The sequence below is a fragment of the Longimicrobiaceae bacterium genome (assembly GCA_036375715.1).
Taxonomy (GTDB): Bacteria; Gemmatimonadota; Gemmatimonadetes; order Longimicrobiales; family Longimicrobiaceae; genus DASVBS01.
In genome coordinates, this window is record DASVBS010000064.1 from 1 (window position 1) to 26,482 (window position 26,482).

Here is a 26,482-nt window from a genome sequence, read left to right on the forward strand (position 1 = left end):
AGGAGGGCGCGGTCGCGGCGGCAGGCCTCCTCCCAGCCGATGCGCGCGAGCTGGGCGGCGTAGGGGAAGGTCGCGTTGGTCAGTGCCAGGGTGGAGGTGCGGGGCACTCCGCCCGGCATGTTGGCCACGCCGTAGTGAATCACCCCATCCACCTCGTAGATGGGATCCTCGTGCGTCGTCGGGCGGATGGTCTCCACGCAGCCGCCCTGGTCGACCGCCACGTCGACGATGACCGCACCCTTCTTCATCAGCTTCAGGTCCTCGGCGCGGACCAGCTTGGGCGCCTTCGCGCCGGGCAGGAGCACTGCGCCGATCAGCAGATCGGCGTGGGCGAGCTGCTCGAGGAGGTTGTGGCGGTTTGAGTAGATGAGATCGACGTTGGAGGGCATGACATCGGCGAGATACCTCAGGCGCTCGAGCGAGATGTCCAGCAGGCGCACGTGCGCGCCGAAGCCGGCCGCGATGCGGGCCGCGTTCGCCCCCACCACGCCTCCGCCCAGGATCACCACGTCGGCCGGCGGCACCCCGGGGACCCCGCCGAGGAGCAGCCCCCGCCCCCCGTGGAACCGCTCGAGGTACTTCGCCCCTGCCTGCACCGCCATCCGCCCGGCCACCTCGCTCATTGGCGTGAGCAGCGGGAGGTCGCCGGAATCGAGCTGGACCGTTTCGTAGGCGATCGCCACCGCGCCGGAATCCATGATGGCGCGGGTGAGGCGCTCGTCCGCGGCGAAGTGGAAGTAGGTGAAGATCAGCTGCCCCGGGCGGATGAAGGGCCATTCCTCGGGGGTGGGCTCCTTCACCTTCAGGATCATCTCCGACCGCGTCCAGACCTCCTCGGCGCTGTCCACGATCTCCGCGCCCGCGGCCCGGTACTGCTCGTCGTCGAAGCCGCTTCCCACACCGGCGCCGCGCTCGAGCAGCACCTCGCTCCCCCGCTGCACCAACACCTCGGCCCCGGCCGGCACCAGCGCCACCCGGTTCTCCGCGACCTTGACCTCTTTGGGAACGCCGATCTTCATGCTCGGGCGCGTGGTGGAAGAGAGGTTCTGGGAAATTACGAATTACGAATTACGAATTACGATTCCGGACCGCGTTTCCCAATATCCTGTAGGGGCGCCCCTGCGGAGCCAACTCAAAATCAGGACGTTCCAGTAATTCGTAATTCATAATTCGTAATTCGTGCAAAAAGCGGGCGGACCTACTCGGCCCACCCGCCCTTTTCATACCGCCTGCCGCCGCCCGGCCTCAGACCTCCGCGGCCATCTCCGCGAGCGCGGCCTTGCGGGAGAGGCGCAGCCGGCCCTTCTCGTCGATGGACAGCAGCTTGACGTGGGTGATGTCTCCCTTCTTGACGACATCCTCCGTCTTCTCCGTCCGACCCTCCTGGAGCTCCGAGATGTGGACCAGCCCCTCGGTTCCCGGCAGGATCTCCACGAAGGCGCCGAAGCTGGTGGTGCTCTTCACCACTCCCTCGTAGATCCGACCGACCTCCGGCTCCTCGGTGATCGCGGCGATCATCTTCCGCGCCCGCTCGCCGCCCTCGCCGCCCGGCGAGGAGATCGTCACCGTGCCGTCGTCCTCCACGTTGATGGTCGCGCCGGTGGCCTCCTGAATCCCGCGGATGGTCTTGCCCTTCGGACCGATCACCTCGCCGATCTTGGCGGGATTGATCTTGATGGTGATGATGCGAGGGGCGTACTTCGAGAGCTCCTGGCGCGCCTCCTTGATCGCCTTCTCCATCTCGTCGAGGATGTGCATGCGCGCGCGGTGGGCCCGCTCGAGCGCCTCACGCATGATCTCGACGGTGAGCCCTTCGATCTTGATGTCCATCTGGATCGAAGTGACTCCTTCGCGCGTGCCCGCCACCTTGAAGTCCATATCCCCGAGCGCATCCTCCAGCCCGAGGATGTCGGTGAGCACCGCCACCCGATCTCCCTCCTTGATGAGGCCCATCGCCACGCCGGCGCAGGCGGCCCGGATCGGCACCCCCGCGTCCATCAGGGCGAGGCTGCCCGAGCAGACGGTGGCCATGGAGGAGGAGCCATTCGACTCCAGGATGTCGGAGACCACCCGGATGGTGTACGGGAAGTCCTCGTAGGCGGGCAGAACGGCCGCCAGCGCACGCTCCGCCAGCGCGCCGTGCCCGATCTCCCGCCGGCTGGTTCCCCGCACCGGCTTCGCCTCCCCCGTCGAGAAGGGAGGGAAGTTGTAGTGGAGCATGAAGCTCTTCGTCTGCTCCGTGGGGTAGTCGATCGACTCCAGCCGCTGCTCGTCCTGCGGGGTACCGAGCGTCACCACACCGAGCGACTGCGTCTGCCCGCGGGTGAAGAGCGCCGAGCCGTGCGCGCGCGGTAGGATACCGAGCTCGATGGAGATCGGCCGCACCTCGTCCAGCCCACGACCGTCGGCGCGGATACCCTGGGAGAGGATCATCTCCCGCATCTCGCGCTTCTCGATCTCCTTCATCAGCGGCGCGACGGCGACCTCCTGTTCCGGCACCTCGAGCGCGACCTGCGCCGCGACCTCGGTGCGGATCACCTCCAGCAGCGCGTTCCGCTGCGCCTTGTCGCCCACCTGCATCGCGTCCTTCACGCGCGGCGAGGCGAGCCGCGTCACCAGCTCCCGCAGCGTCTCGTCGGCGGCTACCGGCGACCACTCCATCTCCGGCGGACGCTCCACCTGCTCGATCAGCTCGCGCTGAATGCGGACGAGCTCCCGAATCCCCTCGTGCGCCACCAGCAACCCTTCGGCGATCTCCTCCTCCGGCACCTCCAGCGCGCCACCCTCCACCATGGTGATGGCCTTCTCGGTGCCCGCCACCACGATGTCCACGTCGGAGTAGTCGAGCTGCTGAAAGGTCGGGTTCAGCACCCACTGCCCCTGGATCCGGCCCACGCGCACCGCGGCGACCGGCTCATTGAAGGGGATGCGGCTCAGGTTCAGCGCCACCGAAGCACCGGTCAGCGCGATCACGTCCGCATCGTTCTCCTGGTCGGCAGAGATCACGTACGCAAAGATCTGCGTCTCGTGCAGGAAGCCGTCCGGGAAGAGCGGCCGCAGCGGCCGATCGATCAGGCGCGCGGACAGGATCTCCTTGTCCGAAGGCCGCCCCTCGCGCTTGATGTAGCCGCCGGGGATCTTCCCCGCGGCATACGTCTTCTCGCGATACTCCACCGTGAGGGGGAAGAAGGGAAGGTGCGTCGGCGTGTCCTGCGCCGTCGCGGTGCAGAGCACCATCGTCTCCCCGAACTGCACCACGCACGACCCGTCCGCCTGCCGCGCCATCTTCCCCGTCTCGATGATCAGGGGCCGTCCTGCGAATTGCCGCTCGATCTTTGCCATTTCTCGTCCGCTTTTCCGCTTTGCAGGGTGGGGGATTCAGGATGTCTGCCGGGCGCGTCCCCCGAACACGGCCGCATACGTAAAAATGAAAAAATCGCCGCACAGCCCGTGCCGTGCGGCGACGTTTTCTGTCCGTCTAGTGCCGTAGCCCGAGCTCCGCAATCAGCGCACGATACTGCTCGAGGTCCGTCCTCTTCAGATACTCAAGAAGGCGCCGTCGCTGCCCCACCATCTTCAGCAGCCCTCGCCGCGAATGATGATCCTTGTGATGGGTACGGAAATGATCGGTCAGGTAGTTGATCCGCTCGGTCAACAGGGCGATCTGCACCCGGGCCGAACCCCGATCCTTCTCGTGTAGCTGGTACTTCTTGATAATGGCTTCGCGGTCGATCTGCGCCATTCAATGCCTCCTCAAGAGTCTACGCTGCTTGCGAAGCAGACTACAGCCCCGGAATTGTGTTCCCGGTTGGACTGATGATAGCCGATAAGTATAGCTCTGGCACGGATCAGGCACAAGCGCTCTGAGAGCCTGCCCCGCTCAGCAGGGCGCGGCCCGCCTCGGCGTCGCGGTGCATCTGGTCGACCAGCGCCTCGACCGAGTCGAACGCCACGATCTCCCGCAGCCAGCCGCAGAACTCGACACGCAGATCGTGCCCGTAGAGGTCTCCGGACCAGTCGAGCAGGTGGATCTCGACGCTCGGACCGAGTCCGGCAAAGGTCGGTCGCGGACCGAGGTGAATGAGCCCCGGAAGCCGGATCTCGCCCACGCTGCCGTAACCGGCGTAGATCCCCCCGCGCGGGAGCATCTTGTCCGCGCCCGCCACGCGTACGTTGGCGGTCGGAAAGCCGAGCCGGCGGCCCTGGTGCGCGCCTGCCTCGACGATGCCGTGCAGCGAATACGGCCGGGCCAGGAGCCGGCCCGCCTCCGCCACGCGCCCCTCCGATAAGAGCCCTCTCACCCGTGAGGACGAGACGGGCTCCCCGTCGACCACTACCGCGTCGACCACATCCACCTCGAAACCGAGCTCCCCGCCGATCTCGCGCATGGTGTCCGGCGAGCCCTCCCGACCCCTGCCGAAGCCGTGGTCGTAGCCCATCACCAGCTCGCGCATTCCCACCAGCTCCAGGAGCACGTCCGTGGCGAAGCGTCGGGCGGAGTACGCCCGCAGCGTGGGCGTGAAGGGCAGCACGCAGAGGTAGTCGATGCCGGTTTGCTCGAGGAGGGGGATCTTCTCCTCGAGTGTGGTCAGCAGCGGCGGCGCCTGTTCCGGACGGATCACCTTGAGCGGATGCGGGTCGAAGGTGACCAGAACGCTGTTGCGCCCGCTGGACCGGGATCGCTGGACGATTTCCGCCAGGACCTTGCGATGCCCGAGGTGCACCCCGTCGAAGGTCCCCACCGTGACCACTGCACCCGCCGGCCCGAGCTCCAGGGGAGGACCTTCGAGCCGCATCTCCACCACTTTCACGCGAACACCTTTCTCGGACGGATCTTCGCTCCGCTCCGCTCTGCCACCGCGACCAGCTCACGCTGGCCGGAGAGTAGCACCAGGGGGCCGGTGGACGGAACCGATTCGGGCGCTGCCACCGCGCGACCATGCAGCACGGCGCTCGTCTCCACTTCGTTCAGGGTCACCGCCGGCAGATGGGAGAGCGCTTCGGCGGGAGCGAGCAGTGCCGCGCGAACGGCCTGCTCGTCACCGAGCGCTTCCATTGCCAGGGCAGAACCCACCTCGAAGCGACCCACACGCGTGCGTCGTAGCGCGGTCAGATGCGCACCCACGCCCAGCGCTTCGCCGAGATCACGGGCGATCGCGCGAATGTATGTACCACTGCCACAATCGATCTCCAGGTCCAGCTCCGGCAGCTCGAAACGAGTAATGCGAATCGAGTGGATCGTCACCGACACAGGTGTACGCTCCACCACTTCACCCCTCCGCGCAGCTGCATACATTCGTTCGCCGGCCACCTTTTTGGCAGAGTACGCCGGCGGGGTCTGCAGGATCGTGCCGGTCTGCGCCTCCAGGGCTTCCCTCACCTGTCCTTCGGTGAGCTCGCGCCAACCTTCACTGACGCTCACCGGTTCGCCAGTGTGATCGTCCGTGTCGGTCGCGATCCCCAGGCGGACGGTGGCCGCGTAGCTCTTGTCCAGGGAGGTGAGGTACTCGGCGATACGGGTCGCCGGGCCGAGACAGAGTAGGAGCAACCCGGACGCGAACGGGTCGAGCGTTCCCGTGTGCCCGATCCTGCGCAGCTTCAGCGCGCGACGGGCAGTGGCCACCACGTCGTGCGACGTCGGGCCACTCGGCTTGTCGACCGGTAGAACCCCGTTCAGGCCACTCATTCCTCGGTCGAATCGGTGGCCTCGGTGTCGTCGCCTTCGTCGGCCGGCAGCGCCTCGCGCAGGAGCTGCTCGATTCGCGTGGCCTCCTCGAGCACCCGATCGTACTCGAAGTGAAGCTCCGGGACGCGGCGAATGTGGAGCCGTCGGCCGAGCTGCGTGCGCATGAACGCCGCCGCACTGTTCAATCCCTGCCGCACCTCCTCGCGCGCCTCCTCACCACCCAGGGTGGTGAAGTACACGCGGGCATGATCGAGCTCCGGTGAGGTCTCCACGGCCGTGATCGTGGCGAGTCCCACCCGGGGATCTCGAACCTCGGAGCGGAGCATCAGCGCGATCTCCTCCCGCAGGAGCTCGTTGATTCGATCCGTTCTGCGATAACGGGGCATGGTCTCGATTCAATCGCTGTCAGCCGCGCGCGGTTGCCGCAAATCGCAATCCCGGACGCGCGAACGAACCGTCGCGCGCCCGGGATCTTCGTTGCCACCGACGCACCTCCGCCAGCGGGCCGGGGGGCGGCGGCTCAATAGTAGGTCGTGTACGAATCGACGATCCTCGCCCGATACTCGCTCTCCACCAACCGATCGGCGGAGATCAGGACCGAATTGGCGTGCGGCTGGTCGGTTGCCACGACACAGGCGCACAGCTCACAACGCTGTATCTCGTCCTGCCGAGCCGTCTCCGCCACCGAGAGGTTGAACTCGTTGTGAAGCCTCTGCTTCAGGCTCTTCACCACGGACCTCTTCTCCTTCAGCGAAGAGCAGCCCGGCAGCACCAGCTGCCAGACTGCCAGGCCGATGATCATCTTGGTCGTGCGACTACTCGCTCACTCCGGTCAGCGAGCGGGCGACTTCCTCCACGCGATAGCACTCGATGATGTCACCGACCTTGAGGTCGTTGAAGTTGGCGATGTTGAGGCCGCACTCGAAGCCCTCGCGCACTTCGCGCACATCGTCCTTGAACCGCTTCAGGCTACCCAGCTCGCCCTCGTAGACCTGCACCCCGTCGCGAATCACACGGACCCGCCCGCGACGCTGGATCTCGCCCTGCGTGACCATGCAGCCGGCGACTGTGCCGACGCGTGGCACCTTGAAGAGCTGGCGCACCTCGGCCGTACCGAGCATCACCTCGCGCTCCTCCGGCGAGAGCATGCCCTCCATGGCCGCCCGCACCTCTTCGACCGCCTCGTAAATGATGTTGTACAGGCGGATGTCGACCCCTTCGCGCTCGGCCACCGCCCGCGCCTCGGCGGAGGGTCGCACGTGGAAGCCGATGACGATGGCGCCCGCAGTGGAGGCGAGGAGCACGTCGGACTCGTTGATCGCTCCCACGCCACGGTGGATCACCTCCACCCGCACCTCCGGGGTCGAGAGCTGCTCCAGCGAGTCCGAAAGGGCCTGCACGGACCCGTCCACGTCGCCCTTGATCACCAGGCTGAGCTGCTGCGTCTCGCCCTCGGCGAGGAGCTTCGAGATGTCGGTCAGCTTGACGCCGCGGCTCTTGATCCGCATCCGCTTCTCGCGCTCGAGGCGCTGCCGCGTCTGCGCGATCTCGGTCGCCCGCTCGGCATCCATGGCGAGCAGCTGGTCACCCGCCGCCGGCACCCCGGAGAGACCCAGCACCTGTACCGGCGTGGCCGGGCCCGCCTCGGTGACGGGGTTTCCACGCTCGTCCAGCATGGCACGGACGCGTCCGGCGTAGAGCCCGACCACCACGTGATCGCCGACGCGCAGCGTGCCGTTGGTGACCAGGATGGTGGCCACCGGCCCCTTCCCCACGTCGAGCTGCGCCTCGATGACGACACCGTGCGCCTCCCGGTTGGGATTGGCCTTCAGCTCCAGCACCTCCGCCTGCAGCAGCACCTTCTCCAGCAGGTCGTCCATGCCGATTCCGCGCTTCGCGGAGACCTCGGCCGACATCACGTCGCCACCGAACTCCTCGAGCACCACGCCGTGCTGCAGCAGGTCCTGCTTCACGCGCAGCGGGTTGGCGTCCGGAAGGTCGATCTTGTTGACCGCGACCACGATCGGCACGCCGGCGTTCTTGGCGTGGCTGATCGCCTCGATCGTCTGCGGCATCACCGAGTCGTCCGCGGCCACGACCAGGATCACCAGGTCGGTTACCTCCGCGCCGCGCGCACGCATGGCGGTGAAGGCCGCGTGCCCCGGCGTGTCGAGGAAAGTGATGGAACGGCCGTCATCCAGCTCGACGTGGTAGGCGCCGATGTGCTGGGTGATGCCGCCAGCCTCGCCCGCGATGACGTTGGTCTTGCGGATGTAGTCGAGCAGCGAGGTCTTGCCGTGGTCGACGTGGCCCATGACGGTGACCACCGGCGGCCGCGGCTGGAGATCTTCGGGGCGATCCTCCTCGCTCACCTCCTCCATCTCGGCGCCGTACTCTTCCTCGCGCACCGCCTTGTACCCGAACTCGTCGAGCAGCAGCTCGATCTGGTCGAAGTCGAGCCGCTGGTTGATGGTCACCATCAAGCCCAGGTTCTTGAAGGCGGAGGAGATGATCTGCGTGGGCGTCACGTCGATCAGCTCCGCGAGCTCGGCGACGGTCAGGAACTCGTTGACCCGTACCGTGGTCGCTTCCTCCTGACGGATCCGCTCCTGCTCCTCCTCGCGTCGCTCCTGCGCCGAGGGACCATGATCGCGACCCTTGCGCCGCCGGCGGCCGCCGGCGCCCTCCATCGCGGCCATGGTCTTCCGGAACATCTCGTCGACCGCCTCCTGGTCCACGCCACGGCGCTTCTTCCGATCCTTCTTGCGGCGCTTGCGACCGTCTGCCTCCGCGGCGGCAGGCCGCGCCCCGTGGCGAGCCGGCACCGGGGGTGCGGCAGCTCGCCGCACCGGGGTCGGCGGGCCGGCCACATCGGCGGCGCGAGCCGGACGCGGCGGGGTTTCGGCGCGAGCAGCAGGACGTGCGGCCTCCTCGCGTGACGGAGGAGGAGGCGCAGTGCGACGCTCCGGCGCGGGTGGCGGCGGCGCCGCGCGCTGTGCGGGCGCGGCGGGGGTTGGGGTGGCCGAAGCCGCGGGACGCTCCGGCTGCGCCGACGGCGGCGCCGCGGGGCGGGGCCCGGCCTCGGACACTGGCGCAGGCGTCGGGGCCTTCGGCTCGGCCGGTGCGGGCTTCTCCGCGGCAGGCTCAGCCTCGGCGACGACCGGCTTAGCTCGCTCCTCTGCAGCCTTTTCGGCCGCTTCCGCCGCGATGGCCTCGGCCGCATCGGCGGTCGGGGAGGCGGTGCTATCCGCGCTCGCCTCCACGGGTGCGCTGGCAGGCTCCTCTCGCTCCACGCGACGGCGGCGGCGCCGGCGCGCACCGGCGCCCGCGTCTTCGAGGGCGTGCTCGATCGCCTCCTCGGCGCTCTTGTGCCCGAGACGACGCTCGCGCTCCAGGACCGTCCGCAGCCTCGCGACGTGCTCTTCGGCGAGCATCGTCATGTGACTCCGAACGGGAATGTCCATCTCCCGCAGGAGGTGCACCAAGGCCTCGGAGGAAACGTTGAACTCCTGGGCCACTTCGTACACTCGCATCCGCCTTACATCCTCCTTGATCGAACCTGCAGAGATAGACGACTCACGATCCTGCCCGCGGGCCTGAGCTCGTAAGCGCCGAGACCAACTCACCGAGACGGCGCGCCAGATTTCTGTCGGTAACCCCCAGAGCGGAAACCGGGCCCCGACCTACGGCGGAGCCCAGTTCTACCCGCGAGAACAGAGTGTGAGAAGGCACCGCGCGGGCCTGGAGCAGCGGCAGAAGCTTCCGCCGCTGGCCGGGTGCCACATCCTCGGCGAGAATGACTCGGTGGACCCGCTCTTCGCGCACCGCCTGCCGGACTGCCTCCGTTCCCGTCACGAGCGCGCCTGCCCGGGCACAGAGGCCCAGTACTTCCAGCACGCGCCGGGCCGGCAGCCCCCCGGCGGGGGCGGCTAGAGTCATATACAGCGGTCAGGCTCGGAAGTTCTCCGCGTTCTCCTGAGCTGTCAACCCTCCTTCGGGGCTCTCGGCTTCGGCCTCCTCCTCCACCGTGAGTTCCTCGATCAGCGCCAGCACCTCCTCCGCCTCCTCCGGTCCGATGGCCGGAACTCGAAGCAGATCCTCGCGCTCCAGGTCGATCACGTCGAAGAAAGTAGTATAGCCGGCGGCTTCCAGGGCCGCCAGTGTGGCCGGCCGGAGGTTGAGCTCGCGAAGCGGGAAGTCCGCGCTCTCGTACTCGTCGCCCCCCTCGCCCTCGCCTCCACCGAAGAGCGCGGCGTGCGCGCCCCGCTCCAGCCACTCACGCGACCCGAAGAGGTTGATCTCCCAACCGATCAGCTGCGAAGCCAAACGGACGTTCTGGCCATTGCGCCCGATCGCCAGCGAGAGCTGATCCTCGTCCACGATCGCGGTGATCACGCGCGCGTCGTAGTCCGAGATCACCTTGGCCACCCGCGCCGGCGCAAGGGCGCGCTTGGCGAACACCTCGGGGTCCGGGTGCCAGGGCACGATGTCGATGCGCTCGCCGCCGAGCTCCTGCACCACGGCCCGCACGCGGGAGCCCTTGAGACCCACGCACGCGCCCACCGGGTCGATCGACTCGTCGCGCGACGACACCGCCAGCTTCGTGCGGCCGCCGACCTCGCGCGCCACCGCGCGGATCTCGACGATCCCCTGCTGGATTTCCGGAACCTCCAGCTTGAAGAGCGCGGCCACGAAGAGCGGGTCGGCGCGGGACAGGATGATGCGCGGTCCCTTGGGCGTCTCCTCGACCTTCTTCAGCACCGCCCGGATGGACTCACCCTGGCGGAAACGCTCGCGCGGGTTCTGCTCCTTCCAGGGGATGATCGCGTCCGCCTCGCGGGTCCGGTTCAGCATCACCACCACCTTGCCCCGCTCCACTTGCTGAACCTCGCCGGACAGGAGCTCGCCCACTCGGCCGGCGTACTCCTCCATGATCTTCTGACGCTCGCCCTCGCGGACGCGCTGCAGCATTCGCTGCTTGGCCGCCATCACGGCGTTGCGCCCGAAGTCGGCAAACTCGACCGGCACCTCCTGCACGTCCCCGATCTCGAACTCCGGATCGTCCCACCGCGCCTCCTCGAGGGAGACCTCGCGGGAGGGATCCTCGACCTCAGCCACCACCTCCTTCAGCACGGTGATGTCGATCCGTCCGGTCTCCTCGTCGATCTCGATCTCGGCTTCGACGTTGGGGCCGAACCGGCGTGCGAGGGCAGCGAGGATCCCGTCCTTGATCAGGTCGTGGAGCTCCTCGCGCGAAATGTTCTTGTTGAGCGCGAGCTCCCGGAAAGCCGCGAGTATCTGGCTAGCGTTGTTCATGACTGTCGATCCTCGTGTGAATCCGGGGACTTCGCCGCGGCCCTCAGGTGCGGCGCCCCTCGCTACCCCAGCGAAACACCAAATTGGCCCGCGTCAGCTCCCGTCGCGGGATGTCGAGTTCCTCGCCATCCGGAAGCCGCAAGCGGATGGTTTCTGCATCTCCCTCGCCCTCGATCCCGAGCAGCTCGCCCTGCAGCTTGCGCGACCGGCCGGCGAGGGGCTGCTTACCCTGCAGCACCACCTCCCGGCCGGCAAAGCGCTCGAAATCCCTTCGGCGCACCAGCGGACGCTCCACTCCCGGCGACGACACCTCCAGCACATACGTCGCGGGCACCCGCTCGCTCGCTTCGAGCCGAGCCTCCAGAGCGCGGCTCACGCGGGCACAATCGTCCAGCGAGACTCCGACGTCCTCCTCCCCCCCCGAGAGCCTGTCGATGCGAAGTCGGAGCACAGGCCGCCGGCTCGTTCCGCCCCGCTCGAGCTCCACCAGCTCGAACCCGAGCTCACCGAGACCAGCTTCGATCTCCTCCCTCAAATCCTGATCCGCCACGAGCCCCCTCTCAGCGGCACAACAAATAAAAAAAGTGGGGCACCTGCTCCCCCACTTCCTGACGGCGGACTCCTTCAACGGTGCCCGCATTGCTCGCCGCTCACCCTTAAAGATACCAAAATTCGGTAAAATGGGCAAGCCGGCTGGGCACCGCCGAATACCTGGCCCCGAATACCAGGGCACAAGGCCAGGGAGCTTCCTCCAGCGCGATCACGCTAGGCGCGAACACCCAACACCGCCATCTGCCGACCCGCGGAGCCACCTCGATGCGAGAAGAACGCCCCCGGGCCGCATCGTGTGCAGTGAGTGGATACACTCATCCGCCCCACGTCGATCCCCGCGGCAGCGGCGCGCTCGAGGACGACAGCCCGCAGATCGATCGGCTCCGGTCGGGACGGCGCCGGCTCGTTCGGGACGAGAGCCGCGTGTACTTCGGGCCCGACCTCGTAGCACTCGCCGCAGATGGATGGCCCGCAGTGCATCCAGAGCTCCGGCTCGCCCTCTCCCTGCCAGCGCCGCAACCGGTCGATCGCCCGCTCCACGACCCCCGCCGCAATCCCGCGCCACCCCGCGTGAACGAGTGCCACCGCCCGGATACGCACATCGACCAGGTAGACCGGCACACAATCGGCCACCGAGATGGTGAGCAGCACCCCGGGGGAACGGGTGAGGTGGCCGTCGTGTCCGTCGCCGATGAGCAGACCCGGCTCATCCGCTGGGCCGTGGGAACGTAGCTCCGCACCGTGCACCTGACGGGAATGGACCACGCGCCGCATCCCGGTGGCGCGGCGGAGCCGTGACCATCGAGCCACCACCGCTCCCACCGGAGCCGCTCCGAAAAGGCCCAGGTCGAAGGGCTCCGCCTCGTCCCCGCGGCCGGTGATCCCCTGCACCAGCCACGGCATCCGCTCCAGCCATTCCGGATGCTGCCAGAGAGGGAGGTCACCGGCGGCACGGACCTCCTCCACCCGAGACACCGACAGCCGGCTCACTCCGTGACGATGATGTCACTCGGGCGATCGTCGGAGCCGGACGACGCCCCTTCCAGGCGGCTGACACGCTCCCGCAGCTCGGCCACTTCCTCGCGCAGCGCCTCGAGCTCGCGTCGGCTCACCACCTCGAGGCGCTCCCGCGCCTCCTCCAGCCCCGCCTGCAACCGCTCCGCGGCCCGCTGGACCGCCTGCTTCGCTCGATCCGCCGAGAGATCCCCCCGCTCGACCGCCTCCTCCAGCGTCTCCTCCACCGCCTCCTTGAAGGCCGTCAGGATCCCGATGCCGGTACGGATACCTTCGCCAATGCCGCCGCGACGCTCAGTGCTCATATTCTCAGCCAAATTCTCCACCAAAGCGAAGGTCGTTTCGGGAATTACGAATTACGAATTACGAATTACTACCCTTTGTCATCCTGAGCGGAGCCCCGCAGGGGCGGAGCGAAGCATCGCACCAGGCACCGTCGCCCGACGTGGTCCTTCTCCGGGCACAGGCGACAAGGCCGGCAGGTAATTCGTAATCCGTAATTCGTAATTCGTATCACTCTTCCCGCGAATCCTGCCTCTCGATCACCGCCCCCAGCGACCGCAGGCGCTCATCGATCCGCTCGTAGCCCCGCTCGATCTGGCCGATGTTGTAGATCTCGCTGGTCCCTTCGGCGCCGAGGGCCGCGATGAGCAGCCCCATGCCCGCGCGGATGTCGGGGGACTCGACGGTGGCGCCGTGGAGGCGTGACGGCCCGACGATCACCACGCGGTGCGGATCGCACAGGATGAGACGGGCCCCCATGGCGACCAGCTTGTCGGTGAAGAACATTCGCGACTCGAACATCTTCTCGTGGATCAGGATCGTGCCGTCGCACTGGGTCGCGGTGACCAGCGCGATGGAGGTCAGATCCGCGGGAAATGCCGGCCAGGGGCCATCGTCGATCTTCGGAATGTAGCCGCCCAGGTCGGTCTTTACCTTCCGCTCCTGGTCGGCGGGGATGAAGAGGTCCTTCCCCCGCTTCTCCGCCCGCACCCCCAACCGCTCGAAGCCGATCAGAGTCGAGTCCAGGTGCTGGATCGCGGCGTCCTCGATCAGGATCTCTCCCTGGGTCACCGCGGCCAGACCGATGAAGGAGCCCACCTCGATGTGATCGGAGGTGATGCGGAAGGTCCCCCCGCGCAGGCGCTCCACCCCCTGGATCTCCAGCGTATTGGTGCCGATCCCTGAGATCTCGCACCCCATCCCCACCAGCATGTGGCAGAGGTCCTGGACGTGCGGCTCCGCGGCAGCGTTCCGCAGCCGCGTCGTCCCCTGCGCCAGCGCCGCCGCCATGATGGCGTTTTCGGTGCCGGTCACGCTCGGCTCGTCGAGGAAGATGTCCGCCCCCTTCAGTCGCCCGCGCGAACGCAGGCCAAACACCTGGCGTTCAAACCCCATTTCGGCGCCCAGGGCGCCGAGCGCCAGGAAGTGCGTGTCCATGCGACGGCGGCCGATCACGTCGCCGCCCGGCGGCGGCAGGTGCATCTGTCCGGTGCGCGCCACCATCGGACCGACCAGGAGGATCGACGCCCGGATGCGCGAGGCCTGGGCGGCCGCCAGCTGGGCCTGCCCCACGTTGCGGGCATGAATGCGCACCCGGTGATCGCCGATCCACTCCGTCTCCGCCCCGAGCGTCTGTATCAGCTCCAGCAGCGTCCGGACGTCGCGAATGTCCGGCACGTTCTCCAGGATCACCTCCTCCTCGGTCAGGAGGGCTGCGGCGATCATGGGTAGCGCGGCGTTCTTGTTACCCGCCGGGCGCACCGTTCCCCTCAATGGGCGTCCACCCTCCACAACGAACTTCGGCACCGGGTTCTCCTCTTCCTCGAATACGGTCGCTGGGGCCGGCGGGCTGCACCTATGGCGCCCTCCGGGAGGTTCAGAATGAGTAGGCGACGGGAGCAAGGATCGTGCAAGCCTCCGGCGCGAATCGTCCGCACCGCGGCTTGACACTGTTTCCTCGCGCCGGGTAATTTCGGGAGCATTCCCCGACCTCCTACCCGGGATTCGTGTACGACTTCGAGAGGCTCGCGTGCAACTCCTGATCGCCGTCATCAACCAGGAAGAGAAGCTCGACGAGATCCTCTCCGGACTGGTAGAGCTGGGCGTCACCGGTGCCACCATCATCAATAGCGAGGGCATGGGCCGGGTCCTCTCGCACGACATCCCGATATTCGCCGGCCTGGAAAACCTCGCCTCTTTCTCACGCCCGCAAAACCAGACGATTTTCAGCGTGATCCGCGAAGACGAGAAGGTCGACGCGGTCATCTCCCTGCTGCAGGAGATCTGCGGGAACCTCGAGGATCCCGCGACGGGTATCGTAGTGACGGTGCCAGTCAATCGGGTCGTTGGCCTGGCTCCGGAGCTCGGCCACGACGCCGCGGCGGAAGACCAGTCACGACTGCCCGCGGACGGCTGAAAAGCAGTGGTCAGCCGGGTCGCACCGGGCATGCGACATGCGCGACCAGGGGCGGACGAACGCACCCAGGGTGCACGGCAACCATCTTCGGAGGATGAAACATGGCGCGCCAGGACACGGTAGACTTTTTGACGGCTTTCGCGGTAGGAACCGTACTCGGAATCGGCGCCACCTTGCTTCTGACTCCGGAGCGCACGCCCAAGCAGAGGATCATTCGCCAGCTCAAGCCGTACCGGAAGCAGATGCGCAAGAGCTACGTCCGGGCGCGCGACGCGGTGCGGGAGGGATCACAGGCGACAGGCGATCTGACCGCCGAGGTGGTGAGCGCCGGCAAGGAGCTTCTGGGTGAGTTCCGCCACGAGGTCGCCGGCATCCTCGACGATGCCCGGAAGGAACTGCGGGAGATGGTGCAGGAGCAGGTGAAGGAAATGTCACGCGGCCGCAAGCGCGCGCGGCGCAAGCTCGGGATGTAACCCTGTGGCGCTGGCGATCGCGCTCACTTTCCTCGCTCTCATCCTTCTCCCTGACGTGGCCTACGCCTGGGGGCCCGCCACGCACGTCTATCTCGGTCAGGGAGTACTCGAGTCGCTGCACCTGCTGCCGCAGGCGGTGCGAGCGCTGCTCGGGGCCTACCCCTACGACTTCCTCTACGGCTCCATGGCGGCGGACATCTCGCTCGCCAAGAAGTACGTTCCCGAGGGACGGCACTGCCACCACTGGCACGTCGGCGAGGAAATCTACGAGACGGCGGATACCGACCGGCTGCGTGCCGTCGCGCTCGGCTACCTCGCCCACCTCGCCGGGGACACCATCGCCCACAACTTCTTCGTGCCGCGGCAGCTCCTGCTCACCTCCAGCAGCAAGGCGCTGGGGCATTCGTACTGGGAGCACCGCATGGACTACCAGTTGGGTGAGGGATACATGCGCCTCGCCCGCGAGGTGGTCATGGACCACGATCACTCGGCCGCGGACGCCCTCTTCGACCGGGTCCTATCGGCGACCCTCTTTTCCTTCCATACCAACCGGCGGATCTTCCGAGGGATGATCCGCTTCCAGGACAACGATCGCTGGCAGTCGGTCTTCTCCACCCTGCTGCAGAACTCGCGCTGGACCCTGACGCACGAGGAGATCGACGCCTACATCGTCCGCTCGTTCGACTACATCATCGACTACCTGACACGTCGGGGCGAGGCGGTGGCGGCGTCCCTCGATCCTATCGGCGACGAGAACCTCGCCCTCTCCAAGAAGATCCGCCGCATGGCGCTGAGGGAGAGAGCGACTCAGGATCGGGCGACCCTGCTCAGTATGGCGGACGACTTCTTCCCTCTGCCCCCGGTGCTCTTTGGTCACTGGAAAAGCAGCGGGAAGCCGCTGCGCCCGCCGACCGAGGTCTACGAGCACCGCAACGGGGTCGAGGTGTAAGCCGGGCGCAGCTCCTCAGTCCCAATCCGGCTGCAGGTTTGCGTAGCGCACCACCACCGTCTTACGGCCGGCCTCGTCGAAGTCGATGGTGGCCCGCACGTCGTTCCGGAATCCCGACAGCTCCACAACGGTCCCCCCTCCGAACTGCGGGTGGCGCACCCGCGCGCCCCGAATGAGCCGCGGCTGGTCCTGCGACTCGGAGTAGTCCACGGTGCGTCCTGCGGACTCGGCCTCCGCCGAGAGCCCGAGGCGCACCCGGCGACGCGGGCTCGCCTGCGGCACTCCCACTCGCCACGGCCGGCTGGGGGCGTACAGGTCCCGGGCGCGCCGCGACTGCCGGGTATCGAGCAGCTCCTTCGGGATGGCTTCCAGAAAGCGCGAAGGGATCGAGTCGATCCACTCCCCGCCGCGGCGTCGGCGCCGCGCGTAGGTCAGGTAGAGCTTCTCCTCGGCGCGGGTCATCCCCACGTAGAAGAGGCGCCGCTCCTCCTCCAGCTCGTCCGGCTCGGCGAGCACCCGGGACAGAGGGAAGAGCCCCTCCTCCATACCGGTCACGAAGACCACGGGGAACTCCAGCCCCTTCGCGTTGTGCAGCGTCATCAGGCTGATGGCGTCGGCGTTGGGGTCGTGCTGGTCGATGTCGGTCACCAGCGCCACGTGCGCGAGAAACAGATCGATCGGGCGCATCGACTCGACGCTCTCCAGCTCCTGCAGCAGCGCCTCATCCCCTTCGTCGAGCCGCATCTGGAGGTCCGCGGCGCCCGCGATCAGCTCCTCCACGTTCGCCAGGCGATCTTCTCCCTCCGCGCCTTCGTTGAGCAGCGCATCGGCCAGGCCGGTCTCCGCGACCACCATACGCAGCAGCTCGTCGAGCCGGACCTGGCCGTCGGAGACGGCCGATAGCTTCTGGAGCAACCCCGCCATCTCCTGCAGGGAACCGGTGGCCCCGCCACGCAGCGAGTCGATCTCGTCGGCCCGGGCCGCGGCGAGCAGCAGCGGCACCTTCTGCTCGCGCGCCCACTCGGCCACACGCGCCAGAGTGACCTCGCCGATCCCGCGCCGCGGGACGTTGACGATGCGGAGGAACGCTTCGTCATCCGCCGGGTTGGCGACGAGCCGCAGGTAGGCGAGGGTGTCCTTGACCTCCCGCCGTTCGTAGAAGCGCTGCCCGCCCACGATCCGGTAGGGAAGCCCTTCCCTGCGCAGCGCCTCCTCCATGGCTCGAGACTGCGCGTTGGTGCGGTACAGGATCACGAAGTCCCTGGGTGAGCGCTCTGGCACGTCGGAAAGGGTGCGCCGGATCTCCTGGGTCACCCATTCCGCCTCGTCGGCCTCGTCCTGCATCTCCACCAACGTGAGGGGGTCCCCCTCGGAGTTGGCTGTGCGCAGGGTCTTGCCCTTTCTCCGCACGTTCTCCGCGATCACCCGGTTGGCCGCCGCCAGGATCCGTTGGGTGGAGCGGTAGTTCTGCTCCAGGCGGATGAGTCGGGCGTTGGGGAAATCCTGCTCGAAGTCGAGGATGTTGCGGATGTTGGCGCCCCGCCAACCGTAAATGGACTGGTCGTCGTCGCCCACCACGAAGAGATTCCCCTTCTCCCCCACCATCAGGCCCAGGAAGACGTACTGCGCCCGGTTCGTGTCCTGGTACTCGTCCACGAGCACGAAGTGGAAGCGATCCTGGTAGCGACGCAGGACGTCCGGGTGAGCCTTCAGCAGCTCCACCGGCTTGACCAGGAGGTCGTCGAAGTCGAAGGCGTTGGCGTCGCGGAGCGCGCGCTGGTAACGCTCGTAGACCTGCGCAACGGTGCGGGCGAAGAAGTCGCTGGCGAGCGCCGCGTACTCCTCCACCCCAAGCAGCTCGTTCTTGGCCGACGAGATCGCGCCGCGCACGGCGCGAGGGCTCCACTTCTTGGGGTCGAGGCGCAGCTCCTCTTTGAGGATGCGCTTGACCAGCCGCTCCGAGTCCTCCGCGTCGTAGATGAGGAAGTTCGGCGTCCACCCGAGCCGGCCGGCGTCCCGACGCAGCATGCGCGCGCCGATCGCGTGGAAGGTCCCGATCCACATGCCCGCGGGCTCGCGACCCAGCAGCGCGCGCACACGCTCGCGCATCTCCCCCGCCGCCTTGTTGGTGAAGGTGAGGGCGAGGATGGAGTCGGGGGCCACGCCGTACTCGTCGATGAGATGGGCGATGCGCGCGGTCAGCACGGACGTCTTTCCGGAGCCGGCGCCCGCTAGAACCAGCAAGGGCCCCTCGAAATGACGCGCCGCTTCCGCCTGCTCGGGATTCAGTCTATCCAGATACGACAACTTGCGTTCAGTTGGCTGTGGTGGTCGGCTGCGCGGCCGGTTTGGGACGCGCCGGAGTCTCGGCCTTCTCCAGCGCAGGGAGCGTAGCCACGAACAGCGCGCCCCGCTCCGTGGGCACCAGCTCGAGCTTGCCGTGGTGCACGTCCTCAACGATGCGACGAGTCAGTGACAACCCCACCCCCCAGCCACCTTTCTTGGTGGTCACCCCCGGATCGAAGAGACTCGTCCGCACCGACGGCGCGACACCCGGGCCGTCGTCGGCAACCTCGATCGCCACCCGTCGCGGCGAGACACGCTCTGCCCGGATCTGGATATTACCCCCGGAGCCGGCGAGCGCATCCAACGCGTTTTTGACCAGGTTCTCGAGCGCCCATTCCAGCAGGACCGCGTTACCGTGGACTGGTGGCAGCCCCTCGGGCACCTCCAACTCCAGCTCTACCCCCTGCGAGAGCTGTGGCATGCGGACGCGCACGTAGCGCTCCAGAGTACGCAGCAGCGTCCGTACTTCCACCGCCTCGAAACGCACCGGGCGGCCGATCCACTCGAAGCGGTGGGCGACCTTCTCCAGCCGGTCGATGTCCGCTTCCATCTCGGCGGCCACGGCCTCCACCGTTGCCATCTCGTCGCGTTCCTCGGGCGGGAGGCGCAGGATCTCGACCCAGCCCGCCAGCGAGGATAGCGGCGTGGCCATCTGATGTGCCGATTCGCGAGCCATGGTGGCCCAGATTCGCTCACGCTCGACCCGCTGGTTGTGGCGCACCAGCAGCCAGGCCGCGAGCACGAGGCCTCCAAGCGCCCCCACCAGCAGCCAGGGGATCCATCGCATCCGCTCGAGCACCGGCGGGTTGCCGAAATAGAAGGTGCCGAGCTCGGTGTGCAACGGCTCGTGGATCTGCGCCAGGTGCCGCGCGTACGCGTAAAGCCGCGGGTGATCGCTCGGGTTGTTGGGATCGGCTTCAAAGGGGAGGTTACTGACGTGGGCGGGAATGCCGTCCGGATCCGTCATGATGATCGGGAAGTCCAGCGACCGGATATAGTCGCTGAGCTCCAACAGCGCACCCTCCGCGGCTCCCTCGGTCGGATCCGGATCTGTGAGCGCGCTGAAGATCCGGCTGTAGATCTGGTAGTGCACGAGGGCGTCGCGCTGCATCTCCCGCAGCAGGAGCTGCGAGTAGAGCAGATACCAGCCGAGTACGACCGCGGCCAGCAGACCCAGGGCCGTCGGCCAGTAGCGACGTGGCAAGGGACCTCCCTAGGGAATGAACCGATCCGTGCCGACGTAGGGGCGCAGGACTTCGGGGACGACGACGGATCCGTCGGGCTGCTGGTAGTTCTCGATGAGGGCGACGATGGTGCGCGGGAGGGCGACCCCTGATCCGTTGAGCGTGTGTACGTACTCGGGCTTTTCGCCCGGTGCCGGCCGGAAGCGGATCTCCGCTCGCCGCGCCTGGTAGTCGCCGCAGTTCGAGCAGCTCGACACCTCGAGCCACTTTCCTACGCCTGCAGCCCAGACCTCCAGATCGTAAGTACGCCGGGAGGAGAAGCCGAGGTCCCCGGCGGCGAGCAGCACCACCCGGTAGGGAAGCCCCAGGAGCTGGAGCACGCGCTCGGCGTGCGCCGTGAGCTTCTCCAGCGCCTCCGCCGAGTCCTCGGGCCGCTCGAAGCGGACGAGCTCCACCTTGTCGAACTGGTGGACTCGGAGCAGGCCGCGCGTGTCCTTGCCCGCGGCCCCCGCCTCGCGCCGGAAACAGGGAGAGTAGGCCACGTAGGAGAGGGGGAGTCGACTACCGTCGAGCAGCTCCTCGCGGTGGAAGTTCGTGATCGGCACTTCGGCGGTCGGGATCAGGTAGAGACCGTCCGAGGGGATCTCGTAGGCGTCCCCGTCCTCCACGAACTTCGGGTACTGCCCCGTCCCCTGCATCGTCTGCTGGTTCACGAGGTACGGGGGCGAGGCCTCGGTGTACCCGTGCTCCTCGCGATGGAGGTCGAGCATCCAGTTGATGAGCGCTCGCTGCAGCCGCGCGCCGGCTCCGGTGTAGGCGACGAACCCGCTGCCGGTCACGCGGGCACCGGTGGACAGGTCGATCAACCCCAGCGAGGCGCCCAGCTCCCAGTGGGGCTTGGGCTCGAAGTCAAGCTCGACCGGCCTGCCCCACTCGCGCACCACCTGGTTGCTTTCCTCGCCGCCGAGCGGCAGATCCGGATCGGGTACGTTGGGGAGGCGCAGGAGCGTATGTTCCACCTCCTGCTCCACCTCGCGCAGACGCCCGTCGATCTCGCGGATGCGGTCGGCCACGGCGCGCATCTCCGCGATCACGTCCTCCGACGGGTCACCCGCCCGCTTGCGCTCGCTGATCTCGCGCGTAACGACGTTGCGCCGCGCCTTCAGCGCCTCGCCCTCGGCGATCAACGCCCGCCGCTCCTCGTCGAGCCTCACCAGCCCGTCCACCGCCGCGTCCGTGCGCTCCGGCGCGCCGCGCATCGCCAACCGCGCCCGGACCTCCTCCGCGTCGCGCCGGATCCACTTGAGGTCGAGCATCAGTCGTCCTCGACCAGGCGCGGGTCGTTGCAGCGGGCGTTGCCGGCTACGCGGAGCTTCACCGTGCCGGCCACCGGATCCACGCTGAGTGGCTGCACCTTTGCGTAATTCTCACAGCCTCCGAACGACACCGGAGTGCGGCGCGAGCGGACCACGTAAACCCGACCGGTGAGGATCGCGATCGTCGTGTCCGAGCGGAAAGCCCCGGCGGTCGGCGCCTCGATGACCTCCTCGAAGGCTCGCTCCATCGGCAGGGTGAGGGCCGCTCGCGACGTCCCCCCCGTGGGATTCTGGAAGCCGAAGGTGGCGGCCGGGACAAAGACAAGGGTTCCGTCTTCCGCGCGAATCGCCAGGTCCCACTGCTCCGCGTCGACGACCAGCTCCGGGAACCGCCCCCGGATCGGGCTCACCGCGTAAGCGACATCCAGGGCACTGGGAAGCTCGAGCTCCGTCGTCGGGAGCCCGAGGTCCACCGTGTCTTCACGGATGATGGGATCGAAGAAGCCATCGTTCGGATCGTCGCACGCCGCCAGAGCCAGCGCGAGCAGCGCAACACCACCCAGGGCCTGTATTCGCAAGCGGAAAACTCCTTTGGAGCCGGAAGTCTCAGAGAGGCATAACCATAGAACCCACAAGCCGATGGCGTCAAGGCGAGAGAGAGCCCGGCCTTGACGCATTCGACAGGGCAGGTCTAGCTTGCGGCCGTTCGCAGGGAGCACCTGTTTTCACCGCCATTGCCCATGAACCAGCTCGACGAAGCCCTGCTCAACCTGAGAACGCACGAAGGCGTCGAGCACGTGCTTCTCGTCGGCGTGGACGGATTGCTCGTGCGTCATTCCGGTGAGGAATCGGATCTCGATCCCGATCGAGTCTCCGCGATGGTGCCAGGGCTGATTTCAGCGGTTGACGCGCTGGGCGAGGCGGTGGGTGGCGGAGCCTGCGCTACCGCGGTGCTGGAGCTCGAGCGGGGCGTGGCCATCGTGATGCCACTGTCCCCGGAGCTGCTCCTCGCGGTCGTCCTTCGGTCGGGAGTGCCCTTCTCTAAGCTCCTGCGCGAGGTGCGCCGCGATCGCAGCCATATCGCCGCGCTGGTCTGAAGCGTGTCCGCAGACGAACTGCCGATGACGGAGAACGAAGCGACCCCCACGGAGCGACACATCCTGGTGGTCGACGACGAGCCGCACATCGGGCGCATCATTCAGATGAAGCTCGAGCGAGGGCCATACCGGGTCTCTCTCGCCTCCGACGGGCGCCGCGCGCTCGAGGTGCTCCGCAGCGACGAACCGGTGGACCTGGTTCTCCTGGACATCATGATGCCGTACGTGAGCGGCTTCGACGTGCTGCAGGAGATTCGCTCCTATCCGCATCGCGAGAACACGCCGGTGATCATGCTCACCGCCAAGGGTCAGGTAACCGACCGCACGCGGGCCTATGAGCTGGGGGCCACGGACTTCCTGACCAAGCCCTTCAGCCCCAACAAGCTCCTGGGACGTATCGATGAGCTCTTTGCCGGCCGGGATGGTTGAGACCGAGATCGACCGCCACCTCTGGACCGTCATCCTGGCAGGCGGAGTCGGGTCCAGGTTCTGGCCTGCCAGCACTCCTTCGCACCCCAAGCAGCTCCTCCCGCTCGCTGGGCCTCGCCCGCTGATCCGGGAGACCGTCGAGCGGATCCTGCCGCTGGTTCCGCAGGAGCGCCTCCGCATCCTTACCGGGCGACACCTGGCCGACCCGATCTGCGCGGCCCTTCCCGAGCTCGAGCCGGGGAACCTCTTCCTCGAGCCGCGCGCAGCGGGAACCGCTCCGGTGCTCGCCTGGGCGGCCGCGGAGATCGAGCGGCGCGACCCCGACGCGGTGATGATCTCGCTCCACGCGGATCACGTGATCGACCCCGCGGACGCCTTCCGCGACCGACTGCGCCTGGCGGCCGAGCTGGCCGTGCGGGACCGCCGCCTCTTCACCCTGGGGGCGCAGCCGGACCGCCCCGAGATCGGGTACGGTTACATTCGCGTGGGCGAAGTGATCGAGACTGGCGGCCCGGAGAATGCCGCGCACATTGTCGAGGCGTTCGTGGAGAAGCCCGACCGCGCCACCGCTACCCGCTACCTGGAAGAGGGCGGCTACCTGTGGAACACCGGCCTCTTCGTGTGGCGGGTGGCCGACCTTCTCGATCAGCTCGAGCGCTTCACGCCCGAGCTCTCATCGCTGATCCCGATCCTGCGCGAAGGGGGAACCGAGGAGTTCTTCCGACAGGCGCCCACCCTGTCCATCGACAACGGGCTGCTCGAGCGCTCGGATCGAGTGGGCGTGGTCACGGCAAACTTCCACTGGGACGACGTTGGTGCCTGGGACGCCGTCTATCGAACCCACCCGCGGGACGAGAACGGCAACGTGTCCATCGGCGAGGTCTACTCGCTCGACGCACGCGGGTGCGCCCTCTACGCCGATGATGGTCCGCTCGTCGCCTTCGGGGTCGAGGACCTGGTGATCGTGCGGGCCTCCGGGGTCACCTTCGTCGCCCACAGGGACCGGGTCTCGGAGCTCAAGGACCTGCTCGCCACCCTGCCAGAAGAGCTGCGCACCCTCGGCTGAGCCCGATGGACAGCCTCGCCATCATCCTCTTCGACGACCGCGTCGCGCGGGATTGGGAACCGTTCGCGCTCACGCGGCCGGCCGGGGAGCTGCTCTTTGGTGCGCTCACCTTTCGCGAGCGCGCGGAACGGATCTTCGGAGGCCGCTGCACGGCTCACGTCGCGGCGGAGCACCTGCTCGGTTTCGAGGAGGAGGGCGCACCACCCGTCCAGGTGACCCCGGAGACGGACGTCAACCTGCCGCGGCTCTACCTGCTCTCTCGGGCGGTGCCGGCCTGGTCGGTGCGCGCGACCTGGAGTCTGCCACCGCGTTCGGGACCTGTTCTGATCGGTGAGGAGCCGGCCGGCTGGTACGCCGCGGCCGGGGATCCGCCGCCACCGGAGGAGCTCATCCTGGACCCGGGTGGATCTGCGTCCGGAGACGAGCCGGTTGCGAGCCTTCCGGGTACGGTGATCCAGCGGGTCTGGGACCTGATTCCGCGGAGCCACGAACAGGCAGCTCGGGACATCGAGGCGCTGCACCCCTCCGCGGAGAGCTCCTCACTCCCGCCGGGCGTCTTTCACTGGGGCGACCACCCGGTTTTACTCGGCGAGGGCGCCCGCCTGGAGCCGGGATGCGCGCTGGACACCACCGAGGGCCCGATCTGGCTCGACCGGGGCGTCACCGTCCGAGCCTTCACCCGTCTGGCCGGTCCGAGCTACATCGGCCCCGGCTCCGCCGTGCTGGGCGGAGCGGTGGGGCCGGTCAGCGTCGGGCCTGTCTGCCGCATCCGCGGCGAGATCGCCGAGAGCGTGTGCCTCGGGTACACCAACAAGCAGCACGACGGGCACATCGGTCACGCCTACCTGGGTCGATGGGTCAACCTCGGCGCGGAAACCACGAACAGCGACCTCAAGAACAACTACGGGACGGTCCGGCTCTGGACCCCGTCAGGCGAGCTGGACACGGGGCACATCAAGATGGGCTGTCTCCTCGGTGACCACGTGAAGACGGGCATCGACCTGCTGCTGAACACGGGAACCGTGGTCGGCGCGGGGAGCAACCTCTGGGGAGCGGTGCTGCCGCCGCGCTTCGTGCCTCCGTTCAGCTGGGGCAGCGGCTCCGACCTGACGGAATACCGCCTGGACCGCTTCCTCGAGACTGTGGAGCGAGCAATGGCCCGCCGCCAGGTTGCCCTGTCCGAGTCCATGCGCGCGCAGCTGCGCCGCGCCTGGGAGCGAAGCGCCATCTGGCGCCAGAACGTGGTCCGGCCCGGGAGCGCCGCGTGAGAGTCACCGTCCTCGGCAGCGGCAGCTCGGGGAACGCCATCCTCGTCGAGTCCGGGACCACCCGGCTTCTGGTTGACGCGGGCTTCAGCGGCGTCGACCTCGAGCGCCGCCTGGCCGCGGTCGAGGTGCACCCGGAATCCATCGACGCGCTGCTCATCACCCACGACCACACCGATCACACCCGGGGCATGGGGGTAATGGCCCGCCGCTGGGGGATTCCGCTCTACCTGACCGAGGCTACCCGCTTCGCCTGCCGAGGACTGCTGCGGGGAGACGAGCGCCTGACCGCGTACTCCTCGACGCAGCCGGTTCAGATCGGAGCACTCCAGGTCACCCCCTTCCTCACCGTTCACGACGCCGTCGACCCGGTCGCGGTGACCGTCACCGAAAGCCATACGGGTCAGAAGCTCGGCATCGCCACCGACCTCGGCCGTCCGACTGCCACCGTGCGCGCCGCGCTTCGCGGTTGCGACCTGCTCGTGCTGGAGTCGAATTACGACGACGTGCTCCTCCGCCGCTCGATCTATCCCTGGTCGGTGAAGGCGCGCATCGCCAGCAGCCACGGACACCTGTCGAATCGCGCCGCCGCGGAGCTCGCCACCGAGCTGTGCCACCCGGGGCTCGCCTGCGTGGTTCTGGCGCACCTGAGCGAGCGGGCCAACGACCCGCGCCTGGCGGAGGAGGTGGTGGGCGAGGCGCTGGAGCGGGCCCGCTTCCGCGGGACTACGCTCACCGGCCGCCAGGAGGCGCCGCTCGCCCCCATTGACGTGGACCGGTTGAAGCGCCGGCTGATGCCCGAGCAGTTGCCGCTGCTGTAGCGGCGGGAAAAAAAAGGGCCCGCCAACTGGCGGGCCAGAACTCGGGCAGGGAGCCGCGACTCAGGCAGCGGCCTCTTCTTCCTCCCGGAGCTTGCAGTCCAGGCAATAGCGCGCGTGCGGCAGCGCGTCCAGGCGCTCGAAGGGGATTTCCTTCTTGCAGTTGTGACAGATGCCGAAGTTCTCCGGTTCGGAATACAGTCGGCGCAGCGCGTCCTCGATGCGGTACAGGTACCGGCCTTCCTTGCTCGCGAAAAGGAAGGCCTTTTCGCGCTCCATGGCGTCCGTTCCCTGATCAGCCATGTGGAAGGAGTAGCTCGACAGATCCGAATCCGCCGAATCACGGGACAACTTGGACTGCTCCTGAAATCGCCCGAGCGACCTCAGGGCGCGCTCCCGCTCCCGCAAGAGGCGCTGCTCGATGTGTTCAATCTGGCTCCGGTCCATCAGCAATCTGCTCCTGGCTGGAACTGAACGCGGGGCACCACGGGCGCCCCAACCGGTGAGGCCGAAACCCCCGAGAAACTATCAACTTAGGCCAATCTCACGAGA

General features: G+C 67.7%; 27 protein-coding genes. 9 read left to right on the forward strand and 18 right to left on the reverse strand.

The window, feature by feature from the left end:
- From ald to infB, 8 genes are all read right to left on the reverse strand, one after another.
- A partial coding sequence (gene ald, locus VF167_13080; protein ID HEX6926347.1) for an alanine dehydrogenase occupies positions 1-1,019 on the reverse strand: 1,019 nt, incomplete at its 3' end.
- Positions 1,020-1,245: 226 nt separating this feature from the next.
- Positions 1,246-3,342: a polyribonucleotide nucleotidyltransferase gene (locus VF167_13085; protein ID HEX6926348.1), complete on the reverse strand. Its 2,097-nt coding sequence runs from the start codon at positions 3,340-3,342 to the stop codon at positions 1,246-1,248.
- 136 nt (positions 3,343-3,478) lie between these two features.
- Positions 3,479-3,742: a 30S ribosomal protein S15 gene (gene rpsO / locus VF167_13090; GenBank protein ID HEX6926349.1), complete on the reverse strand. Its 264-nt coding sequence runs from the start codon at positions 3,740-3,742 to the stop codon at positions 3,479-3,481.
- A gap of 106 nt (positions 3,743-3,848) precedes the next feature.
- Complete coding sequence (locus VF167_13095; GenBank protein HEX6926350.1) at positions 3,849-4,811, reverse strand: bifunctional riboflavin kinase/FAD synthetase; 963 nt, start codon at positions 4,809-4,811, stop codon at positions 3,849-3,851.
- On the reverse strand, positions 4,808-5,686 hold the full coding sequence (gene truB / locus VF167_13100; GenBank protein HEX6926351.1) for a tRNA pseudouridine(55) synthase TruB: 879 nt from the start codon (positions 5,684-5,686) through the stop codon (positions 4,808-4,810). Before truB ends, VF167_13095 begins: the two co-directional genes overlap by 4 nt.
- Complete coding sequence (gene rbfA / locus VF167_13105; protein ID HEX6926352.1) at positions 5,683-6,072, reverse strand: 30S ribosome-binding factor RbfA; 390 nt, start codon at positions 6,070-6,072, stop codon at positions 5,683-5,685. Before rbfA ends, truB begins: the two co-directional genes overlap by 4 nt.
- Positions 6,073-6,206: 134 nt before the next feature.
- Positions 6,207-6,488: a DUF503 domain-containing protein gene (locus tag VF167_13110; protein ID HEX6926353.1), complete on the reverse strand. Its 282-nt coding sequence runs from the start codon at positions 6,486-6,488 to the stop codon at positions 6,207-6,209.
- 13 nt (positions 6,489-6,501) lie between these two features.
- Entirely contained in the window at positions 6,502-9,219 is a 2,718-nt protein-coding gene (gene infB / locus VF167_13115) for a translation initiation factor IF-2 (protein ID HEX6926354.1), read from the reverse strand.
- A gap of 187 nt (positions 9,220-9,406) precedes the next feature.
- Between infB and VF167_13120 the strand changes: the two genes are divergently transcribed.
- Entirely contained in the window at positions 9,407-9,619 is a 213-nt protein-coding gene (locus VF167_13120) for a hypothetical protein (protein ID HEX6926355.1), read from the forward strand.
- Between the two features lie 15 nt (positions 9,620-9,634).
- Here the strand turns inward: VF167_13120 and nusA are convergent, their stop codons facing one another.
- The 5 genes from nusA to murA all read right to left on the reverse strand — a co-directional run bounded on the left by nusA (position 9,635) and on the right by murA (position 14,377).
- Positions 9,635-11,002 carry a transcription termination factor NusA gene (gene nusA, locus VF167_13125; GenBank protein HEX6926356.1) on the reverse strand — a complete coding sequence of 456 codons (1,368 nt, stop codon included), beginning with the start codon at positions 11,000-11,002 and terminating at the stop codon, positions 9,635-9,637.
- Between the two features lie 43 nt (positions 11,003-11,045).
- On the reverse strand, positions 11,046-11,552 hold the full coding sequence (gene rimP / locus VF167_13130; protein ID HEX6926357.1) for a ribosome maturation factor RimP: 507 nt from the start codon (positions 11,550-11,552) through the stop codon (positions 11,046-11,048).
- A 215-nt stretch (positions 11,553-11,767) separates the two neighbouring features.
- On the reverse strand, positions 11,768-12,544 hold the full coding sequence (locus tag VF167_13135) for a polyphenol oxidase family protein (GenBank protein HEX6926358.1): 777 nt from the start codon (positions 12,542-12,544) through the stop codon (positions 11,768-11,770).
- The gene (locus tag VF167_13140) at positions 12,541-12,873 is read right to left on the reverse strand and encodes a hypothetical protein (GenBank protein HEX6926359.1); all 333 of its coding nucleotides are present in this window, start codon (positions 12,871-12,873) and stop codon (positions 12,541-12,543) included. Before VF167_13140 ends, VF167_13135 begins: the two co-directional genes overlap by 4 nt.
- A 208-nt stretch (positions 12,874-13,081) precedes the next feature.
- Positions 13,082-14,377: a UDP-N-acetylglucosamine 1-carboxyvinyltransferase gene (gene murA / locus VF167_13145; GenBank protein HEX6926360.1), complete on the reverse strand. Its 1,296-nt coding sequence runs from the start codon at positions 14,375-14,377 to the stop codon at positions 13,082-13,084.
- A 223-nt stretch (positions 14,378-14,600) separates the two neighbouring features.
- Between murA and VF167_13150 the strand changes: the two genes are divergently transcribed.
- The 3 genes from VF167_13150 to VF167_13160 all read left to right on the forward strand — a co-directional run bounded on the left by VF167_13150 (position 14,601) and on the right by VF167_13160 (position 16,409).
- Entirely contained in the window at positions 14,601-14,987 is a 387-nt protein-coding gene (locus VF167_13150; protein ID HEX6926361.1) for a P-II family nitrogen regulator, read from the forward strand.
- 101 nt (positions 14,988-15,088) lie between these two features.
- Positions 15,089-15,460, forward strand: a complete 372-nt coding sequence (locus tag VF167_13155; GenBank protein ID HEX6926362.1) for a hypothetical protein — start codon at positions 15,089-15,091, stop codon at positions 15,458-15,460.
- Between the two features lie 4 nt (positions 15,461-15,464).
- Entirely contained in the window at positions 15,465-16,409 is a 945-nt protein-coding gene (locus VF167_13160; protein HEX6926363.1) for a zinc dependent phospholipase C family protein, read from the forward strand.
- A gap of 15 nt (positions 16,410-16,424) precedes the next feature.
- Here the strand turns inward: VF167_13160 and VF167_13165 are convergent, their stop codons facing one another.
- From VF167_13165 to VF167_13180, 4 genes are read right to left on the reverse strand one after another with little or no spacing between them, the layout of a single operon-like run.
- Positions 16,425-18,716 (reverse strand): UvrD-helicase domain-containing protein, encoded by a 2,292-nt coding sequence (locus VF167_13165; GenBank protein ID HEX6926364.1) that lies wholly within the window; start codon positions 18,714-18,716, stop codon positions 16,425-16,427.
- 7 nt (positions 18,717-18,723) lie between these two features.
- Positions 18,724-19,959: a HAMP domain-containing sensor histidine kinase gene (locus VF167_13170; GenBank protein HEX6926365.1), complete on the reverse strand. Its 1,236-nt coding sequence runs from the start codon at positions 19,957-19,959 to the stop codon at positions 18,724-18,726.
- Between the two features lie 9 nt (positions 19,960-19,968).
- Positions 19,969-21,255 carry a serine--tRNA ligase gene (gene serS, locus VF167_13175; GenBank protein ID HEX6926366.1) on the reverse strand — a complete coding sequence of 429 codons (1,287 nt, stop codon included), beginning with the start codon at positions 21,253-21,255 and terminating at the stop codon, positions 19,969-19,971.
- Positions 21,255-21,833, reverse strand: a complete 579-nt coding sequence (locus tag VF167_13180; GenBank protein ID HEX6926367.1) for a hypothetical protein — start codon at positions 21,831-21,833, stop codon at positions 21,255-21,257. The genes serS and VF167_13180 overlap by 1 nt, the downstream gene beginning before the upstream one ends.
- 162 nt (positions 21,834-21,995) lie before the next feature.
- On the opposite strand from VF167_13180, the gene VF167_13185 reads away from it, so the two are divergent.
- The 5 genes from VF167_13185 to VF167_13205 are packed head-to-tail and all read left to right on the forward strand — an operon-like array spanning position 21,996 to position 25,933.
- On the forward strand, positions 21,996-22,352 hold the full coding sequence (locus tag VF167_13185) for a roadblock/LC7 domain-containing protein (GenBank protein HEX6926368.1): 357 nt from the start codon (positions 21,996-21,998) through the stop codon (positions 22,350-22,352).
- Between the two features lie 24 nt (positions 22,353-22,376).
- Positions 22,377-22,781 (forward strand): response regulator, encoded by a 405-nt coding sequence (locus VF167_13190; protein HEX6926369.1) that lies wholly within the window; start codon positions 22,377-22,379, stop codon positions 22,779-22,781.
- On the forward strand, positions 22,753-23,847 hold the full coding sequence (locus VF167_13195; protein ID HEX6926370.1) for a sugar phosphate nucleotidyltransferase: 1,095 nt from the start codon (positions 22,753-22,755) through the stop codon (positions 23,845-23,847). Before VF167_13190 ends, VF167_13195 begins: the two co-directional genes overlap by 29 nt.
- Before the next feature lie 5 nt (positions 23,848-23,852).
- Complete coding sequence (locus tag VF167_13200; protein ID HEX6926371.1) at positions 23,853-25,115, forward strand: putative sugar nucleotidyl transferase; 1,263 nt, start codon at positions 23,853-23,855, stop codon at positions 25,113-25,115.
- Entirely contained in the window at positions 25,112-25,933 is an 822-nt protein-coding gene (locus VF167_13205; GenBank protein ID HEX6926372.1) for an MBL fold metallo-hydrolase, read from the forward strand. Before VF167_13200 ends, VF167_13205 begins: the two co-directional genes overlap by 4 nt.
- A 60-nt stretch (positions 25,934-25,993) precedes the next feature.
- Here VF167_13205 and VF167_13210 read toward each other — a convergent pair whose 3' ends face one another.
- Positions 25,994-26,377 (reverse strand): TraR/DksA C4-type zinc finger protein, encoded by a 384-nt coding sequence (locus VF167_13210; GenBank protein ID HEX6926373.1) that lies wholly within the window; start codon positions 26,375-26,377, stop codon positions 25,994-25,996.
- Positions 26,378-26,482: the final 105 nt, after the last annotated feature.